The organism is Williamsia limnetica, from assembly GCF_003217475.1.
GTDB lineage: Bacteria > Actinomycetota > Actinomycetes > Mycobacteriales > Mycobacteriaceae > Williamsia > Williamsia limnetica.
Window position 1 is genome coordinate 159,008 of sequence record NZ_QJSP01000010.1, and the last position, 17,671, is coordinate 176,678.

The window sequence follows — 17,671 nt, forward strand, 5'->3', positions numbered from 1 at the left end:
ATATAGCCTGGATCGTTGCTGGCGCGACAGTAAAGCGAGGCGATTCCGCGTGTTGACGATCACACCATCGAGACCTATTCTGACCAATAAGTACCAAGCGAACAGTTTGGTCCACATTGGTTATCCCTGGGAGGTAGCGGTGCGTTTTGCACGAATTCAAGGCTCGGACGGTGCACGTCTGTGTGCGGTAGATGAGGAGGGTGCAGCTCGCGCCATCAGTTTCGCCGACACTGGCGAACAGGTCCGGGACCTGCAGTCGGTGATCGCCGGCGGCCCGAACGCGTCCGAGCGACTGACCGTTGCCAACACCGCTGAATGCGGCAAGCTCCTCGCCCCGATCGTTCCGCATCGCAATGTGTTCTGCGTGGGTCGCAACTATTCAGAGCATGCCGCCGAGTTCGCCAAGAGCGGTTTCGATGCCACCGGTTCGGCTGACGGCCAGCACGTCCCCGACCATCCGGTGGTGTTCACCAAGCCCGCTGCAACCGTCATCGCCTCCGGCGATGCGATCGACCCGCACACCGACATCACCTCGGCTCTGGACTACGAGGGTGAGATCGGTGTCATCATCGGCAAACGTGCGTCGAAGGTCAGCAAGGCCGACGCCCTCGACCACGTCTGGGGTTACACCCTGATCAACGACATGACCGCCCGCGATCTGCAGCGCGACCACAAACAGTGGTTCATCGGAAAGTCACTCGACACCTTCTGCCCGCTTGGCCCGTGGGCGGTCAGCGCCGACGAAGTCGACATCACCGATCTGCAGCTGCAGACTCACGTCAACGGCGAGCAGCGGCAGAACGCCAGCACCGCCCAGCTGATCTTCGACGTGCCCACGATCATCGAAACGCTTTCGGCCGGAATCACCCTTGAACCCGGAGACGTGATCGCCACCGGAACCCCGGTCGGCGTCGGCATCGGTTTCGATCCCCCGCAGTACTTGAAGGTCGGCGACGAGGTCACCGTTTCTGCCACCGGTCTCGGCGTCCTGCGCAACGTGATCGGCGAACCCGCCGACCGCGACCACCTCACCCGAGCCGGCGCACACCGACTGTTCACCGAGCACAGCGGTGAAGGACCGGTCGCTGTCCTCATCCACGGACTCGGCGGCGCGACCACCATCTACGAGCCTCAGGTCAAAGCCCTCGCGGAGACGCATCGGGTACTGCGTTACGACCTCTCGGGTCATGGGCGCTCGCCGTTCACCGGCCCGAACAGCATCGACGGCTGGGTCCGCGAACTGCTGGCGCTGCTCGATGCCGAAGGCATCGACCAAGCCGCACTCGTGGCGCACTCCATGGGCACGCTGGTGGCCACCACCTTCGCTGAGCGTCATCCCGCCCGGGTCAGCAAGCTCGCACTGCTCGGAGCAGTTCGCCAGCAACCCGACCAAGCCAAAACCGCCACCCGAGCTCGGGCACGGACAGTGCGGGCCGACGGTATGTCCGCTGTCGCCGACACCATCGTCGCCGCGGCCCTGTCGGAGAAGACCAAGAGCGATCGGCCGTTGAGCGTGGCAGCAGTTCGCGAGTTACTACTGGGCCAGAACCCGGACGGCTACGCCAGTGCCTGCGAGGCACTCGCTGCTGCCGTAGAACCCGACTTCGCGTCCATCAACGCCCCGGTCCTGCTGATCACCGGCGACGAGGACAAGGTCAGCCCGGTCGCCACCAACGACAACCTGCTGTCGATCTATCCCCACGCGCAGCTGCAGGTGCTCGAGGGGGTCGGACACTGGCACAGCCTCGAAGACCCCGACGCCGTGACCCGTCTGCTGACCGAATTCCTCACCAAGCCCTGATCGCCTTCCCGAAAGGAGACGACAGATGTCGTCTGAACAGTCCGTCCTCTTCACCAACGTCCGCATTTTCGATTCCTCCGGCGCTGACCCCTTCGAGGGTGAAGTTCTGGTCACCGGCAACACAATTGCCGACGTCCGCCCCAAGTCCGGCGACCTGCCCCGCGATGGCGTTCGCGTCATCGACGGCCAAGGTAAGTTCCTCATGTCGGGACTGTGCGACGCCCATACCCATTTCTCGTGGGTCAACTCTGCCGACCTTCCCGGTCTCGGAACCATGGGCGTCGAAGAACACACACTCCTGTGTGCCCGCTCGGCGCAGACCTACATCGACTACGGCTACACCATGTGCGTCGGCGCTGCTGCCGCCAAACCGCGCCTGGACGTCGTCATTCGCAACGCCATCAACGACGGACAGATCCCGGGGCCGCGCTACCTGGCCAATTGCCAAGAGATCGCAGTCACCGGCGGTGCACTGGTCGATGGCATCACCGCGTTCGCAGACGGGCCCGAAGAAATGCGAAAGCAGGTGCGACGCAACGTCGAGATGGGAGCGGACCTGGTCAAACTGAGCATGTCCGGCGAAGAGATCACCGGTAACCAGCACGCCGAAGACAACTACTTTTCCGACGAAGAAACCCTCGCGGCCACCACCGAAGCACACCGGCGAGGCCTGCGGGTCTGCTCGCACGCACGCTCCGGCGAATCGGTGAAGATGTCTCTGCGCAACGGCGTCGACATCATATACCACGCCTCCTTCATCGACGACGAAGGCCTCGACATGCTCGAAGCCAAGAAGGACGAGGTCTTCGTCGCACCCGGACTGAACTGGCTCGTCGCCACCCTCAACGACGCCGCAGCGTTCGGTTATCCACCCGAAGCCGCCGAAGCCGCAGGCTACAAACACGAACTCGACTGCGCGATCGTAGGTCTGAAGAAGATGAAAGAACGTGGCATCCGCGTGCTACCCGGGGGCGACTACGGGTTCGCTTGGACCCCGCACGGCACCTACGCCCGCGATCTGCAGCACTTCGTCGAACTCCTCGGCTACACCCCGAAGGAAGCTCTTCTGGCCGCAACAGCCCTCGGCGGCGACATCATGCGCATGCCCGACCAACTCGGCAGGGTCAAAGCCGGATACCTCGCCGACCTCATCCTCATCGACGGCGATCCACTCGAGGACATCACCATTCTGCAGGACCGCGCCCGCATCGTCGGAATCATGAAAGACGGTAACTTCCACAAGGATCCAGGCGACGGCACCGAAGCCCGCCCCAGCGAACTGAAAGAGACCCACCGCGGAACCCCTGTCCCTGCCTGAGACCTCTTCGATGCCGCCGAGCACCCTGCCGTCCATCCCTGCATTGGCCGGTGCGATAGTGAGTTCGCATCGCTAGCACCCATGGTGGGGGAAGCCGGTCGAAATCCGGCGCTGTCCCGCAACGGTAGGCCGTCATCGGACGGCGAGCCCGATCGCCCACATGGGGGCTTGTGACTCCGTTATGTCGTCGTGGTTTGCGAGTGGGAGTCCAGTGAGGCAGCTGGTGACCCCTGACGTCCGCACACGCGCCGGGGTTGCCCTGTCGTGCTGGGATCGACTGGTGTGCCACCTGAGCTGGATCTCGAGGTTCGATGTCGATCACCACCACATATCGCCGACGCACGCTCATGCTCGTCGCGCTGTCAACCGCCTCCGTTGTCGCGCTGACCGGCTGCTCCCGCGGGGACGGCACCACTCTGAGCGGCACGACGGTCGCGACGTTCACCGAGCCGGTGTCGATCACCAATTGTGATCGGCCGACATCCTTCGACGCCCCGCCCCGACGGATCGTGACGATGAACGATCACGTCACCGAAACATTGATCCAGATGGGGGTGGGCGATCGGATCGTCGGCATGGGCTATGGGGAGAAAGACAACCCGCTACCCGAGGTCGCAGAACAGTTCAACGCAATTCCGTCGTTGGCTGCGGAATACCCGTCCTTTGAACAAATCCGCGACCTCGCTCCGGACCTTGTTGTGGGCGGTATGCGCAGCGCGTTCGACGACAAGAACGGCCTGGGCCGAGATCGACTCGAAGAGAACGGTATTCAGACCTTCCTGTTTTCCGAATATTGCACCGCAGGTTTCTCCGACATCGGCGTGCTGCGCACCGACTTCACCCAGCTCGGCGACATCCTCGGCGTACCGGATGCCGCAGACAAGCTGACGACGTCGATCACCGATCGACTCGATGCGGTCAGCGAACGCCTTGATGCCGCTGGCGTAGAACCCACGCGAACGTTCTTCTACGACTCCGGCGAAGACCAGCCCCTCACTGTAGGTGGCGTCGGAATCGGGAACCTCATCGGTGATTACGCTCGCGCACAGAACATCACCCCCGAAGGGCCGAAGCCGTACTTCACCACCAGTTGGGAAGTGATCGGCGAACGCGCCCCGGAGGCCATCGTCGTTCTCGACTACGGCGACACCAACGCCGACGACAAGATCGCCTACCTCAAAAACCAACCGATCATGGCCACCACTCCCGCGATCCGCAACAACCGGATAGTCGTCGTGCCACTCGACGACTTCTTCGAAAGCTCCCGCCTGGCAACGTCAGTGGAAACCATCGCTCGCGGGCTGCACCGCGACGCGTTCAACACCGCCGGATAACGCCGATGAGTGTCACAACCTCCGCCACCGGTACACGCGCAGATACCACCCCTGAGCCAGACACGACTCAGGTCAAGGCCCGAGAACGCCTGCCGCTGTGGGTCATCTTGGCGCCCTTGCTGGGCGGGTTGGCATTGGCCGTCGCTGGCGCGGTATCAGTGGGCACGGTCAACATCCCCTTCGGAGATGTATGGGCCATCATCGTCCACCACGTCACCCCCGGCTCTTTCGAACCTTGGTGGACCGAAGCCCGAGACGCCATCGTCATCGACTCACGGCTGCCCCGGGCGCTGACCGCAGCCGTGGTGGGTGCCGCACTGGCCATCGCGGGCGCAGTCGCACAGGCGGTGACCCGAAACCCCTTGGCCGACCCGTTTCTGCTCGGGGTGTCCTCGGGTGCGGGATTCGGGGTGGTGTTGGTGACTGTACTCGGGGTCGGCGGCGGCGCTCTGGGCGTCTTCACTCTGCCAACCGCGGCGTTCCTGGGCGCCCTGCTCCCGTTGGCGGGTGCCATTGCGATCAGCGTCCGAACCCAGGCGGTGACCGCGATCGTCTTGGTGGGGGTGGCCATGTCGATGGTCTTTTCCGCACTCATCACCTTCACCCTGCTCGTCCTGGGAAACGACCACCAGATCGGGACCGTGATGCGCTGGCTTGCAGGTGGTTTCGGTGACGCAACTTGGACGATGCTCGCCATTCCGGCAGCTGTCCTGTTCATCGTCGGCAGTGGTGTCCTGGCGTGCAGTCGCCAACTCAACCTGCTTCACGTCGGCGACGACGGTGCCGCTGCCCTCGGAATGAATGTGCAGCGATTTCGCATCCTGACCTTGCTCGCCGTGTCGTTGCTGACGGCGGCAGCTGTCGCGGTCTCGGGCACCATCGGGTTCATCGGATTGCTGATACCCCACATCGCCGGCTACTTGGTAGGCCGAAACTCCTCCCGATTGATCCCGGTGGCTGCCGTGTCCGGCGCCGTCGCGCTCGTTGTCGCCGACATCATCGCCCGTGCAGTCAGCAACTCCACCGAGCTACCTGTAGGTGTGGTCACCGGCCTGATCGGTGCCCCGCTGTTTCTGGTGATGCTGTGGCACCGGTAGGGAAAACCCCGGTGAACCGGCTCCGTGCCCACGCGGTGCATGCACGACTGGGCCCGCGGACCGTTCTGCGCGGCGTCGACCTACAGGTCGCCCCGGGGCAGGTACTCGCGCTCGTCGGTCCCAACGGCAGTGGCAAGACAACGCTGCTGCGCACCTGCTACCGAGCACTCAGCGTCCACGCCGGTGTGATCACATTGGGCGACGACGACATCAGCACCCTGCACCGGCGAGATCTCGCCCGCGCCATCGGAGTCGGCGTTCAAGAACCGGCCTCGCTCGGCGGCCTCACAGTCCGCGAATCAGTACAGCTCGGCCGCACCCCACACCGGCGGTGGCACCAAGCCTTCGACGCCCAGGACCGCGCAGTGGTCACCGAGGTCCTGAGCAAGGTGGGCCTCACCGAACTGGCGGATCGGGACCTCCTCGAACTCTCCGGCGGTGAAAGACAGAGGGTTTCCATCGCCCGGGCGCTGGCCCAACAACCGCGGGTGTTGCTCCTCGACGAACCGACCAATCACCTCGACCTTCGTCACCAACTCACCATTCTGGGGCTCCTGCGAGAACTCGCCGAGCAAGGAACCGCAATCTTGGTCACCTTGCACGACCTGAGCATGGCGACGACCTACAGCGACCAGATGGCAGTCCTGGACGATGGTCTGCTGGTCGCGGTCGGCACCCCGGAGACCGTCTTGCAGCCCGACCTGCTCGCGGCGGTCTTCGGTGTCAACGCACACGTCATCACGGAAAAGCAGGGTCGACGAACCCTCGATATTCGCGGACTCGCCAACGCCTGACATTCCACCGCCGCAGAGAAAAGCATGTTCTTTGGATTTCGCCATCGGGAAGTGCCATGTGCGAACTCGAGAACTCGCAGGGCGCCCCCGCCTTCGCCCGGGTCGGCGGCGGTGGACGTTCTCTGGGACGATCGTCGTTGTCGATGTCAGTTGGTCCCGACCAGAACAGCACCACCCACGCCGGCGGCGGTGTTCGCGGGCGTCACCGAATAGTCCGGTAAGACAACCGTGTCGAGCTGTTTGACGTACTGCGTCGCGAAGCCGGGGTACATGGTGGCGTTGAAGCCGTCTTCGGTGAGGTACCAGCTCGAGCAGCCCGAGTTCCACGTGGTCTTGGTCAACCGTCGCTGCAGGTCCTCGTTGTACTGCGCCTGCACGTCCGCGCGCACGTCGAGGACGAAGTTCTGGTTCACTGCGGTGGCGATGGCATCGACGATGTAATCGATCTGCGCTTCCATGTACACCAGCGCTGAGCTGTGGCCCGGGCCAGAGTTCGGACCGAAGGTGAAGTACATGTTCGGATATCCCGAGACGGCAACGGACTTGTAGGCGTAAGCGCCTTTGCTCCATTCCTGCGCGAGGACTCGGCCGCCGCGGCCGGTGATCGGAATCGGTGTGCCCGCCTTGGATACGTCGAACCCCGTCGCGAAAACGATGGCGTCGAACTGGTGCTCGATCCCCTCGACCGTGCGAATCCCCTTCGGAGACATACTGGCTATCGGCCAGGTCACCAGAGTGCAGTTGTCCTTCTGCAAGGCCGGGTAGTACTGACTGGTCATCAGCAACCGCTTGCATCCGGCCCGGAACTCGGGTGTGAGCTGACGGCGCATCCACGGATCGCGCACCTGAGCGCGCAGGTGCAGCTTGGACACCCCTTCCACCACGCGGGTCAGCGGCGACTTCCACACCACGCCCAAGGCGACGGATTCGTGGCCCCAGAACCAGGCTTTGCGGGCCAGCGACTGCGTGAACGGCAGACGCCGATACACCTCGCGGGTCAGCGGCCGTGTGCTCAGGTTGGTGCGCGGGAGAACCCACCCGGGCGTGCGTTGAAAGACCTTCACCGAATCCGCCACACGCACCAGCTCCGGCACGATTTGTACGCCGCTCGCCCCAGTGCCCACGACGGCAACCTTTTTGCCCGCGAAATCGTAGTCATGATTCCATCGGGCGCTGTGGATCTTCTCGCCCTCGTAAGATTCGATACCACGGATCTTCGGGAGGCTCACGTTGGCAAGGGGACCCGACGCCATGACGACGGCTCGAGCGAAGACCGGGTCGCGGTCGTCGACGGTGACTTCCCACAGCGACGAGTCCTCGTCCCAGGTCACATCGGCAACGTTGTGTTCGAACCGGAAATACTGACCCAGCTCGAACTTCTCGATCATCGAATCGACGTAGGCGAGGATCTCTTCGCTGCCCGAGTAGGTGTGCGACCAGTCCGGATTTGGCGCAAAGCTGTACGAGTACAGCCGCGATGGGATGTCGCACGCTGCACCGGGATAGGTGTTGTCGCGCCACGTCCCCCCTGGGCGCGTGCCACGCTCGAGGATGGCGATGTCTGCGATGCCGCGCTGCTTCAGCCTGATTGCCGCACCAACGCCGGCGAACCCGCCGCCGATGACGGCGACGGACAACACCTCGCGGCCGCTCATGCGACGGGCTCGTAGGTCAGTTCCTTCGACCAGGTGGGCTGGGCGCGGAGCAGGCGTTTGGGGTATTTGGCGGTCAGGGTGACCATCGAATCGGCTAGGTAGTGGTACGGGTGGTCGCGGTTGATCACCACTGATCCATGCCAGCTGATGAAGCGGTACATGGGAAGGCGATTGGGGAACGGGGTGCGCTCACCGACCTTCCTGAACCGCTTCATTGCGGTGTAGAGACGCTCCTCATCAACACCCATCGCAACGATGTTGTCGCGCATCTTGTTCAAGAGCGGTATGTAGCGCAGGGTGCCGATGATCAGCGACGGGTGCATCCAGGCGCCGACGGTCTCGACGATGATCTTACGCATCTTCGCATGACCGAGAAGCTCGATGACCTCGAAATCCACTGCGAGATGCCGGGACTCATCGGCGTTGATGCGCTTGAACACCTCTTGGCAGACCGGGTCGTCGATCTCGTCGACGATGAACTTCACCAGCGCACCGTCGAGGGCCACCTCGAGCATGGGAATGACGGTGCCGAGCACGGCCAGTGGGGTTTGGTCGGAGTACTTGTCCAGCCAGTCGATGATGAGTTTGACGTTGACGTTCGGCTGAGGGATCTCGTCGTTTTCGAGCATTCCCCACCGGCGCATCAGCGCTAGTTCGGCGTTGGCGTGCTTTTGTTCCTCGGCATGGAAGTGGCGGTAGATGTCTCGGAGGGTCTCGGTCGGGGCCTTGCGCGCCATCGCTGCGAATCCGCGGGCACCGACATTCTCGATCCACATCAGATCCGACATGAATGGCTTGAGTTTGGCGTGCAACTCGGGGCTGATCAACTCCGCCCCCGGTGCGTCCCAGTCGATGTCGGCGAGGGCCCATTGCCGGTCCTTGATCTTGTCCAGCATGGCATCGAAATCGAAGTTCTGTGTCATCGTCACTTTCCTGTCGTTGAAGCAGATTGGAGCTGACTGTGCGGCGCGGGCTCGTCCGGCATCAGTCGATTGAGCAGCCCGGCACCGCGGGCATAGAGTGCTGGGGTGAGTCGCTTGGCCAGCCAGATCGCTTTGGCATCAAGCTGCGGAACGACGTAGAGGCGGCCTTTGTCGAAGGCGTCGAGCGTGCCGACGGCGACGCGTTCGGGCGAGAACCCGGTCCACCGCATCAGGTTCTGCGCGAGCTGGGACGACTTGGCGGCGATACGACCATCCACCGCGACGTTGGTCTTGACGAACGTCGGGCACAGTACGCTCACGCGCACACCGGTTCCCGACAACTCCGCCGCCAACGTTTCCGAGAGGGACATGACACCGGCCTTGCCGACGTTGTAAGGGCCCATGGTCGGCGCAGCAGCGAACCCCGCGGCAGAGGCGACGTTGATGACGCCCCCGCGCCCGGCCGCGAGCAGTTGTGGAACAAACGTTTCACAACCGTGAATGACTCCCCACAAATTGATGCCCAAGGCCCAGTTCCAGTTGTCGAAACCGATGCTGCCCACCGGCTGCCCGCCTATCCCGACGCCGGCGTTGTTGATCACCACCGTTGGGGCACCACCGAATTCGAGTTCGGCGAACAAGGCGAGATCCTCCACCTGCGATCGATCGGCAACGTCGCACTGCACCGCGTAGCCACGGACCGCAAGAAGGCGAACGGTTTCCTGCGCCCGTTCAAGTGAGATGTCGGCGCACACAACGCGGCCTCCTCGCCGGGCGAGCTCGATGGCAAACGCGCGGCCGATACCGCTTCCCGCGCCCGTCACCACGGCATCGGCGCCGTACGACGGCGGCGGGGTCGATCGGAATCCGAACATGACTTCTCGATTTCTGTTAGAGGACTGAATGGCCGGAAGGGATTGCGGTGAGACCGAGTTCGGTGCGGATGAACTGCGCCGCCCGCCGCAACGCGGGCGCCGCCTCCGGAGATACGCGATCAAGCGCCTGGAAGACGTGCATCTGGTCGGGCCAGATCTCGAGCGTGCATGTACCCGCGTTGGCTTCGACGAGGTCACGCAGATACTCGGCGTCCGCGACCAGCATCTCGGCGCCGCCCGCCTGCACCAGGAAGGGCGGCAGCACCGTTCCGGCGTCCACCGCCAGTCGCAGGCGCGGGATACTCGGTTCCTGTCCGGATGTGTAAAGCGTGGTGAGGGCCCGCGCGCCGGCAGCGGAGATCATTGGATCGCGCCGCACGCGCTCGCGGCCCTCGGCCAAATCGAACGTCAAGTCGATCAAGGGAGAAAACAGCACCACGGCAGCAGGCTGAGGGACCGAGCGCCGGGCGTTGTCGATGACCAGGTCCAGCGCGAGGTGCCCGCCCGCGGAGTCCCCCGCGACGACGATATTGCCGGGGTCGTAGCCGCGCTCCAGCAGCCATCGATACGCCCGCTCGATGTCGTCTGCGGCAGACGGAAACGGATGCTCGGGTGCGAGTCGGTACTCGACCACGAACACCGGCAGACCCGCTTCACGTGAAAGTCGCGATGCCAGGCCACGGTGCGTGCGCGCCGAACAGATCGCATATGCGCTGCCGTGCAGGTACAGCACCACTCCGGTGGCCTCGCCCGCCACATTCGGCTCCGGGAATCCGGGTTTCGTGGCGTCGACCCACTCACCGACGACACCGTCGTCGCTGACTGCTGTGACCTTTGTTCCGCGCAACCTGCTGCCGCACAAACGCATTGCCACCTCAACGAGTACTCGTGCGACCTGCACGCCACCCTTGTCGTACGGAAGCCGGGACGCGATGGGACGCAGCGTCGACGCCGTCACCCGCGCCGCACCCCGGGAACGTAAGGATCCCCGCAGTGGCACGGAGGTGCCTCTCGATGTCATACCGACAGCATCATCGCAAACCGTGCCATTTGTCAATGGTACGGTCATGCGTGTAACAGACCCGATACGCTCGAATCCCCCCCGGAGCAGCCCCGCCAAGAATGGGACAGTTCCGACGCGTGCACGAAAGGACGCCTCTTGACAATCAGTTCTCCCAGCGCCACGGCCACCAGTGCACGAACTCTTCGCCTGCGAGTCGAGAACGTCATCGAGGAAACCACCGATGCCGTGACCCTCGTCTTCTCCACTCCCGACACCGAGCGCCTGGCGGCGTTCGACTACCGTCCCGGACAATTCGTCACCCTGGAGATTCCGCATGAGAAGGACAGCTCCGTAGCGCGTTGCTACTCGCTGTCGAGCAGCCCAGACTGCGACGATCGGCCGGCGATCTCGGTCAAACGCACGCCGGGCGGTTACGCGTCCAATTGGCTCTGCGACAACGCCGCCGTCGGCATGACCCTGTCCGCCCTGCGGCCTGCGGGCTCTTTCGTGCCGTCTCGGTGGGACAAGCCGCTCGTGCTTGTCGCGGCCGGCAGTGGCATCACGCCGGTGCTGTCCATCCTCAAAACCGCACTGGAAGTCCACCAGGAGACGGTCGTACTGATCTACGCGAACAGGTCGACGGAATCGGTGATGTTCGCGAGCACCCTGGCCGACCTACTGCAGCGCTACCCAACCCGCCTCGAGGTGATCCACTGGCTCGAGTCCGACCACGGCCTGCCGACCGCCACCGGACTGCGCAATCTGGTGACCCCATCGCCCGATTCGGATGCCTATCTTTGTGGCCCCGCGGTATTCATGGATCTCGCTCACAACGCCCTCGTCGCCGCGGGACTCTCCCCGGATGCCATTCATCGAGAGATCTTCACCTCCATCCAGGCCAACCCGTTCCATACCTCGGTCGCCGATTCCCAGCCCGCAGCAGACGTGGGTACACCTGTCACCGCAGAGGTCGAAGGCGCGGACTACACCTTCCGCTGCCCGCCCGACACCGTGCTCCTCGATGCGATGCTCGATCACGGCATCGACGCTCCATTCGTCTGCCGCGAAGGTAATTGCGGCGCATGCGCTTTCACACTCAAGGCCGGCGAAGTCGACATGCGCGTCAACGACACACTTGACGACTACGAAATTGGAAAAGGTGTGCGGTTGGCGTGCCAATCGGTCCCTGTCTCCGACAGCATCGCCATCGTCATCGAATAGCCACCCAGCCCGAGTGTCGATGTCGCCCGGCAGTCAGAGCTCTGCACGGCTTGAACGTCGATCGTGGTCGACATGTGATAGCTCAACCCCCTCATACCGCGCAGACAACGCGTTCCCAGCCGCGATCAGCGGCTTGGTGCTGCGCAACGTCCGCGCCATCACAAACGCACCTTCCAGCGAGCAGACGATCGCGATGATCGCTTCCTCTGCCATGTCCGGCTCCAGACCGCGGCTCTCGAAGTACGCCCGCCCCAGCGTGATCCACTCGCCGAACACTCCCGCGGCCGCAAGCCTCAGCGACTCGTCGGAGTTCGCGACTTCACCCGCGACCGTCGACACCGGACACATGTTGGCGAACCCGGTCCGCTCCGTCACTTCGGCGGCCTGTGTGAACGCAGCCCTGATCCCTGCGCCGAGATCTACCTGGTCGGCCAGCACGGCCGGAATGATCGCCGCGTAAGCGATACCGGCGTTGACCAGCGCCTCACGCGCGATCTGCGCCTTTCCTTCTGGAAAGTGGTGGTAGATCGAACCGATCGGAGAGCCTGAACCCGCCACGATCTGCTTCACACTCAGCGCCGCATAACCGTGAATCCGCATGAGTTCGATCGCCGTGGTCAGAATCGTTTCGCGCGTACCTCTTGCCATCATCGCCTCCTCCGCACCATACTAGAACCAACGCTCTAGAACAAACGCTCTAGTGGTAGGAGGTCCGATGGGTAGGGTCGAACTCGCGGCAGGCACCATCGAATACCGCGAACAAGGTGATCGGGACGGACCACCGGTGGTCCTCACCCACGGACTGCTGATGAACGACCATCAGTGGGATCTGGTACTTCCCCTGCTGCCCGAGGGTTTTCGATACCTGCTGCCCGTGCTACCACTGGGTGGGCATCGGATCCCGATGAAGGTCGGAACCGATCTGACGATGCGCGGGATGGTCGCCCTTCTGTCTGACTTCTTGAGTTCCCTCGAACTGCAGGATGCGACCTTGGTCGTGAGCGATTGGGGCGGGCCGCTGTTCCTGCCGGAACTGTCGAATGGTCAGCGCATCAGTCGGCTGGTGATCTGTCCCGCCGAGGCGTACGGCAACTTCCCTCCAGGCTTTCCCGGCAAGGTCGTCAAGGTGGCGACGTCGCTGCCGGGCGGAATCCTGTTCGCCCTCCACCAGTTTCGCAGCCGCGTTCTTCGCCGGACGCCCTTGGTGCTGGGCCTGATGGCCAAGAAACCGATCTCCGACGACATGATCAGGCAGTGGACCGACCCTGGCATCGCTTCGGCAGGAGTCCGCCGCGACGTACTCGCCTACTGTCGGACGAAGTTCAGCAAGCCGGCGCTCATCGCTGCCACCGAGAAACTCCGCGACTTCACCGGCCCCGCACTGGTGATCTGGGCACCGGAAACCAACGTCATGCGCCGCGAGCACGGCGAGCAGCTGGCGAACCTGATTCCCAAAGGCGAACTTGCCGACATCGACGACGCCTACGTACTGATCATGCTCGACCAACCCCAGCGCACCGCCGAGCTCATCGGCGAGTTCTTGCTATCCACCTGACGCACAGACGCGCCGGAAATACGAGGACGCGCCACCTATTGGTGGCGCGTCCTCGTATTTGTGGAGCGTTTGCGGCGCGAAGGGTCAGGCGAGTGCGGCGTCCGGAACCCGGGTCGCCCGGACGTAGACCTCGTCGCCGTCGTTCAGACCCAACGCGGACGCGTCGCCGCGGGTGATCTGCGCATGGAAGTCCTCGCCCGTGGCGCCGTTCTCCAGTTCGACCCGCACCTCGAAGCCGAGGTAGACCACGCGTTTGACGGTTGCCTTGAGGACACCGGTCTCCGCTGCATTCGGTTCCGCCGAGCCCAGAGCGAGATCAGGTGTCCGACCCACACGAATATCGTGCGGGCGCACCAGAACTCCGTTGAGTTTGGCGACAGAGCCGAGGAAGGACATCACGAACTTGTTGTCCGGGCGATCGTATAGGTCGGCCGGAGAACCGATCTGCTCGATCCGCCCCTTGTTCAGCACCGCGATACGGTCGGCGACGTCGAGCGCCTCCTGCTGATCGTGGGTGACCAGGACGGTGGTCACCTGCACCTCGTCGTGCAGCCGGCGCAGCCACGCCCGCAGGTCTTCACGGACCTTCGCGTCGAGGGCGCCGAAGGGCTCGTCGAGCAGGAGCACCTTGGGATCGACAGCCAGCGCGCGGGCCAGCGCCATGCGCTGACGCTGGCCGCCGGAGAGCTGAGCCGGATACCGGGTTTGGAAACCTGCGAGTCCGACGACCTCGAGGAGCTCGTCGACCTTTGCCTTGACCTCGTCTTTCGGCCGCTTGCGGATCTTGAGACCGAAGGCGACGTTGTCGCGCACCGTCATGTGTTTGAAGGCGGCGTAGTGCTGGAACACGAAGCCGATGTCGCGTCGTTGCGGCGACACTCTGGTCACGTCGTCGCCGTTGATCAGCACCGTGCCCGAGTCCAGCTGGTCGAGGCCGGCGATGGCCCGCAACAGCGTCGACTTCCCCGAACCCGACGGTCCGAGAAGTGCGGTCAGGGAACCGACGGGGATGTCGATCGAGACGTTGTCGAGCGCGGCAAAGTCCCCGTATCGCTTGTTCGCATCAATCACCGAGATGGTCATACCAGTTCACTCTCCTGCGTTTTCGGGGCTGCCGCGTTCGAGGCGGTGACCGCGTCGGTCTCGTTGCTCGCCTTCCGGCGTTCGATCTGGTTGGTGCCGGTGCGCTTTTCGACCAGGGTCATGAGCAGCAACACCACGATGGCGATCATCATGAGCAGAGTCGCGGCCGCATAGGCGCCGTACTCGTTGTAGTCGTCGGTGTACCGCGACGACACCAGCAGCGTGAGGGTTTGCGACACGCCCGGCAGGTTGGACGACACCATGATCACGGCACCGTATTCGCCCAGTGCCCGGGCCACGGTCAGGACAACGCCGTACGACAGGCCCCACCGAATGGCCGGCAGGGTGATCCGCCAAAATGTCTGCCAGCCACTGGCTCCCAATGTCGCGGCGGCCTCTTCTTGCTCGGTTCCGATCTCACGGAGCACGGGTTCGACCTCACGCACCACGAATGGCAGCGTCACGAAGAGGGTCGCCAGCACCATGCCCGGAAGGCCGAAGATGACGGTGAATCCGACACTTTCCAGACCCCCGAACCAACCGCCGTACCCCCACAGCAGGATCAGGGCGACGCCGACCACGATCGGTGACACCGCAAACGGCAGGTCGACGATGGCCTCGACGACGCCCCGTCCACGGAATCGTCCCCGGACGATCGCCAACGCGGTGAATACACCGAACACGACGTTGAGCGGCACCACGATCGCGACGATCAACAGACTCAGTTGCAGCGCCGAGATCGCGGCTGGAGTGGTGATCCACTCCCAGAACTGCACGATGCCGTGTTCGAAAGACCTGTAGAAGATCAGCGCCACCGGCACCACGAGCAGGACGAACAGGTACACCAGCGCGATGGTGCGCAAGGTGAGCCGAGGGAATGCGGACAGTTTCATCGGTTCTGCTCCTCACGCTTGGACGTGCGGCGACCGACGACCCGCAGTACCAGCAACACCACGAATGCGATGAGCAACAGCACCACCGAGATGGCAGCTGCGTCGACGGGCGCGTCGATCTCGATCTGCTGCTGGATGTACTGCGACGCCACCTGGGTGTCGCCGGGGATGTTGCCGCCGATCAGGACGACCGAGCCGAACTCGCCGATCGCCCGGGTGAACGCCAGGCCCGCGCCGGACAGCACAGCGGGGGCCAGCGCGGGAAAGATGATCTTCCACCAGATGACCCAGTTGGTAGCGCCGAGAGAAGCCGCGGCTTCTTCGACCTCTTTGTCGATCTCGATCAGCACGGGCTGCACCTGACGCACCACGAAGGGCAGGGTGACGAACGCGAGCGCAATGACCAGTGCCGGCCGGGTGGCGTTGAGCTCGATGTCGATCGGGCTGTTCGGCCCGTAGAGCGACAGCAGCACCAGGCTGGCGACGATCGTCGGCAACGCGAACGGCAAGTCGATGAGCGAGTTGACGAACCGCTTGCCGGGGAACTCGTCGCGGACGAGAACCCAGGCGATCAGGGTGCCCATCACCACGTTGATCAGAGCCACGATCAGCGACACGAGGACGGTCACCTTCAGCGTGTCGATCGCGTTCTCATCGGTGACCGCGGTCCAGAAACCGCTCCAGCCGTCGTCGAACGCCTCACTGGTGATCGCGGCGAGCGGCAAGAGCACGATGATGCTCAACCACAGCCCGGCGACACCCACGCCGAGCGGTCCCACGCTTCCCCACGTTCGTTTCGCCGGCCCTGAAGGCAACGGCTTGAGCGGTGTAACCGTGGTCGTCATACCTTGCCTCCGGCGTCATAGATCTCTGTGATGGCGCCCGAAGTTCCGAACAGCGCCTTGTCCACCGCGGGCCACCCCTTGAGGTCTTTGCCCTTGTTCTCCTCGGCCGTGCCCTCCCCGAGCACCGCGCCGAGTTCCTTGATCGTCCACAGCTTCGCTATCTCACCGGGGAACAGATCTTTGGTCTCCTCGATGACGGTCTCATCGACCGGCCGAAAGCCCTGCTCAGCCCAGATCCGCTGCGCCGCAGGTGTGAACAGATAGCTGACGAACTCGTTGGCGGCTTCCTTCTCCTTGCTGAGGTTCACCACGGCGACGGGATTCTCGATCTTGAACGTCTCCGGGGGGATGACGTAGTCGACCCGCTGACCCGGCTTCGCGGTCCCATTCTGGTTCTTGAGAAAGATCGCTTCGTTCTCATAGCTGATCAGCACGTCACCCTGTCCCTGCTCGAACGCGGTGGTCGCCTCACGGCCGGACTTGGGTTGGATGCGGGTGTGGTCGCGGACCAGTTCGGCGACGTAATCCAGACCGGCCTGCTCGTCGAGACCACCCTTGCTCTTGGCCGAGAACGGCGCCAGCAGGTTCCACTTCGCTGAGCCCGAGCTACCCGGGTTGGGGGTCACCACCTGTATGCCCGGCTTGAGCAGGTCATCCCAGGTGCGGATGTTGAGCGGGTTGCCCTCGCGAACGACCAGAGCGACGACGGATCCGAACGGCGTACTGCCGTTGGGGTACTGCTCGGCCCAGTCCTTGTCCACCACACCTGCTTTCACCAGGCGGGTGACATCCGGGGCGACCGAGAAGTTGACGACGTCGGCGGGAACTCGGCGTGCGACCTTGCGCGACTGGTCACCGGACGCGCCATAGGACGCCGCGAAGCCGATGTCTCCACCTTGTTCGGTATCGCGGAACGCCGGAATGATCTCGTCATAGCCGATCTTCGGCACCGCGTAGGCATACAGGTTCAGGTGCTTGGACCCGCTGGAGATGTCCTGGCCACCCGGTTCATCGGTGGAACCGCCGCCACAACCGGACAGCACCAGCGCAGAGACAGCGAGCACGATGATCGACGCAGCAGCGGATCTCCCTGGTCGACTCCGCCCTCGCTTTCGCGGCGCAGATCGGGATGATCGAAAAAGCACGGTTGTGTCCCCTATTTTTGTTCAGGTCAGAGTCAGTTGTGTTCAGGTCAGAGCCTTGAATGCCGATCGGCGGCAGGACGAAGCCGCAGACATGTCGATCAGCGACACAGAACGTCGAACACGCAGCGA

General features: G+C 63.6%; 16 protein-coding genes and 1 riboswitch. Of the genes, 7 read left to right on the top strand and 9 right to left on the bottom strand.

Translation table 11 applies throughout. From position 1 onward, the window contains the following. Positions 1–139: 139 nt before the first annotated feature. The 5 genes from DFR67_RS17760 to DFR67_RS17780 all read left to right on the top strand — a co-directional run bounded on the left by DFR67_RS17760 (position 140) and on the right by DFR67_RS17780 (position 6,344). Positions 140–1,801 carry a bifunctional fumarylacetoacetate hydrolase/alpha/beta hydrolase family protein gene (locus DFR67_RS17760; protein ID WP_110470825.1) on the top strand — a complete coding sequence of 554 codons (1,662 nt, stop codon included), beginning with the start codon at positions 140–142 and terminating at the stop codon, positions 1,799–1,801. A gap of 25 nt (positions 1,802–1,826) precedes the next feature. Beyond that, positions 1,827–3,119: a metal-dependent hydrolase family protein gene (locus DFR67_RS17765; RefSeq protein WP_110470826.1), complete on the top strand. Its 1,293-nt coding sequence runs from the start codon at positions 1,827–1,829 to the stop codon at positions 3,117–3,119. A gap of 64 nt (positions 3,120–3,183) precedes the next feature. Next, positions 3,184–3,297, top strand: a riboswitch (cobalamin riboswitch). A 169-nt stretch (positions 3,298–3,466) separates the two neighbouring features. Continuing rightward, positions 3,467–4,453 (top strand): ABC transporter substrate-binding protein, encoded by a 987-nt coding sequence (locus DFR67_RS17770; RefSeq protein WP_425451300.1) that lies wholly within the window; start codon positions 3,467–3,469, stop codon positions 4,451–4,453. A 5-nt stretch (positions 4,454–4,458) separates the two neighbouring features. Continuing rightward, positions 4,459–5,550 (top strand): FecCD family ABC transporter permease, encoded by a 1,092-nt coding sequence (locus DFR67_RS17775; protein WP_110470828.1) that lies wholly within the window; start codon positions 4,459–4,461, stop codon positions 5,548–5,550. An 11-nt stretch (positions 5,551–5,561) separates the two neighbouring features. Next, complete coding sequence (locus tag DFR67_RS17780) at positions 5,562–6,344, top strand: ABC transporter ATP-binding protein (RefSeq protein ID WP_110470937.1); 783 nt, start codon at positions 5,562–5,564, stop codon at positions 6,342–6,344. A gap of 146 nt (positions 6,345–6,490) precedes the next feature. Here DFR67_RS17780 and DFR67_RS17785 read toward each other — a convergent pair whose 3' ends face one another. The 4 genes from DFR67_RS17785 to DFR67_RS17800 are packed head-to-tail and all read right to left on the bottom strand — an operon-like array spanning position 6,491 to position 10,818. After that, positions 6,491–7,999 (bottom strand): flavin-containing monooxygenase, encoded by a 1,509-nt coding sequence (locus tag DFR67_RS17785; protein ID WP_110470829.1) that lies wholly within the window; start codon positions 7,997–7,999, stop codon positions 6,491–6,493. After that, complete coding sequence (locus DFR67_RS17790) at positions 7,996–8,922, bottom strand: ferritin-like domain-containing protein (protein WP_110470830.1); 927 nt, start codon at positions 8,920–8,922, stop codon at positions 7,996–7,998. Before DFR67_RS17790 ends, DFR67_RS17785 begins: the two co-directional genes overlap by 4 nt. Before the next feature lie 2 nt (positions 8,923–8,924). Continuing rightward, a complete protein-coding gene (locus DFR67_RS17795) occupies positions 8,925–9,797 on the bottom strand; it encodes an SDR family NAD(P)-dependent oxidoreductase (protein WP_110470831.1) in 873 nt (290 codons plus the stop codon). A gap of 16 nt (positions 9,798–9,813) precedes the next feature. Then, positions 9,814–10,818: an alpha/beta hydrolase gene (locus DFR67_RS17800; RefSeq protein WP_110470832.1), complete on the bottom strand. Its 1,005-nt coding sequence runs from the start codon at positions 10,816–10,818 to the stop codon at positions 9,814–9,816. Positions 10,819–10,956: 138 nt separating this feature from the next. Here DFR67_RS17800 and DFR67_RS17805 point away from each other — a divergent pair, with 138 nt between their 5' ends. Next, positions 10,957–12,021, top strand: coding sequence for a ferredoxin--NADP reductase (locus DFR67_RS17805; RefSeq protein ID WP_281268346.1), 1,065 nt, complete (start codon positions 10,957–10,959; stop codon positions 12,019–12,021). A 33-nt stretch (positions 12,022–12,054) separates the two neighbouring features. Here DFR67_RS17805 and DFR67_RS17810 read toward each other — a convergent pair whose 3' ends face one another. After that, the gene (locus DFR67_RS17810; protein WP_110470939.1) at positions 12,055–12,669 is read right to left on the bottom strand and encodes a TetR/AcrR family transcriptional regulator; all 615 of its coding nucleotides are present in this window, start codon (positions 12,667–12,669) and stop codon (positions 12,055–12,057) included. A gap of 67 nt (positions 12,670–12,736) precedes the next feature. Between DFR67_RS17810 and DFR67_RS17815 the strand changes: the two genes are divergently transcribed. Then, complete coding sequence (locus DFR67_RS17815; RefSeq protein WP_110470833.1) at positions 12,737–13,576, top strand: alpha/beta fold hydrolase; 840 nt, start codon at positions 12,737–12,739, stop codon at positions 13,574–13,576. An 84-nt stretch (positions 13,577–13,660) separates the two neighbouring features. On the opposite strand, the gene DFR67_RS17820 is transcribed toward DFR67_RS17815, so the two are convergent. Genes DFR67_RS17820 through DFR67_RS17835 form a run of 4 tightly spaced genes read right to left on the bottom strand, consistent with a single transcriptional unit; the run spans position 13,661 to position 17,464 of the window. After that, on the bottom strand, positions 13,661–14,659 hold the full coding sequence (locus tag DFR67_RS17820) for a sulfate/molybdate ABC transporter ATP-binding protein (RefSeq protein WP_110470834.1): 999 nt from the start codon (positions 14,657–14,659) through the stop codon (positions 13,661–13,663). Then, positions 14,656–15,552 carry a sulfate ABC transporter permease subunit CysW gene (cysW, locus tag DFR67_RS17825; RefSeq protein WP_110470835.1) on the bottom strand — a complete coding sequence of 299 codons (897 nt, stop codon included), beginning with the start codon at positions 15,550–15,552 and terminating at the stop codon, positions 14,656–14,658. The genes DFR67_RS17820 and cysW overlap by 4 nt, the downstream gene beginning before the upstream one ends. Then, complete coding sequence (gene cysT, locus DFR67_RS17830; protein WP_110470836.1) at positions 15,549–16,397, bottom strand: sulfate ABC transporter permease subunit CysT; 849 nt, start codon at positions 16,395–16,397, stop codon at positions 15,549–15,551. Before cysT ends, cysW begins: the two co-directional genes overlap by 4 nt. Further along, a complete protein-coding gene (locus DFR67_RS17835; protein WP_425451301.1) occupies positions 16,394–17,464 on the bottom strand; it encodes a sulfate ABC transporter substrate-binding protein in 1,071 nt (356 codons plus the stop codon). Before DFR67_RS17835 ends, cysT begins: the two co-directional genes overlap by 4 nt. Between the last annotated feature and the right edge of the window lie 207 nt (positions 17,465–17,671).

Excerpts from the sequence above, each read along its gene's own strand:
- DFR67_RS17765 (WP_110470826.1), top strand. The coding sequence starts at position 1,827 with ATGTCGTCTGAACAGTCCGTCCTCTTCACCAACGTCCGCATTTTCGAT.
- DFR67_RS17770 (WP_425451300.1), top strand. The coding sequence starts at position 3,467 with ATGCTCGTCGCGCTGTCAACCGCCTCCGTTGTCGCGCTGACCGGCTGC.
- DFR67_RS17775 (WP_110470828.1), top strand. The coding sequence starts at position 4,459 with ATGAGTGTCACAACCTCCGCCACCGGTACACGCGCAGATACCACCCCT.
- DFR67_RS17785 (WP_110470829.1), bottom strand. The coding sequence starts at position 7,999 with ATGAGCGGCCGCGAGGTGTTGTCCGTCGCCGTCATCGGCGGCGGGTTC.
- DFR67_RS17790 (WP_110470830.1), bottom strand. The coding sequence starts at position 8,922 with ATGACACAGAACTTCGATTTCGATGCCATGCTGGACAAGATCAAGGAC.
- DFR67_RS17795 (WP_110470831.1), bottom strand. The coding sequence starts at position 9,797 with ATGTTCGGATTCCGATCGACCCCGCCGCCGTCGTACGGCGCCGATGCC.
- DFR67_RS17800 (WP_110470832.1), bottom strand. The coding sequence starts at position 10,818 with ATGACATCGAGAGGCACCTCCGTGCCACTGCGGGGATCCTTACGTTCC.
- DFR67_RS17810 (WP_110470939.1), bottom strand. The coding sequence starts at position 12,669 with ATGGCAAGAGGTACGCGCGAAACGATTCTGACCACGGCGATCGAACTC.
- DFR67_RS17815 (WP_110470833.1), top strand. The coding sequence starts at position 12,737 with ATGGGTAGGGTCGAACTCGCGGCAGGCACCATCGAATACCGCGAACAA.
- DFR67_RS17820 (WP_110470834.1), bottom strand. The coding sequence starts at position 14,659 with ATGACCATCTCGGTGATTGATGCGAACAAGCGATACGGGGACTTTGCC.
- cysW (WP_110470835.1), bottom strand. The coding sequence starts at position 15,552 with ATGAAACTGTCCGCATTCCCTCGGCTCACCTTGCGCACCATCGCGCTG.
- cysT (WP_110470836.1), bottom strand. The coding sequence starts at position 16,397 with ATGACGACCACGGTTACACCGCTCAAGCCGTTGCCTTCAGGGCCGGCG.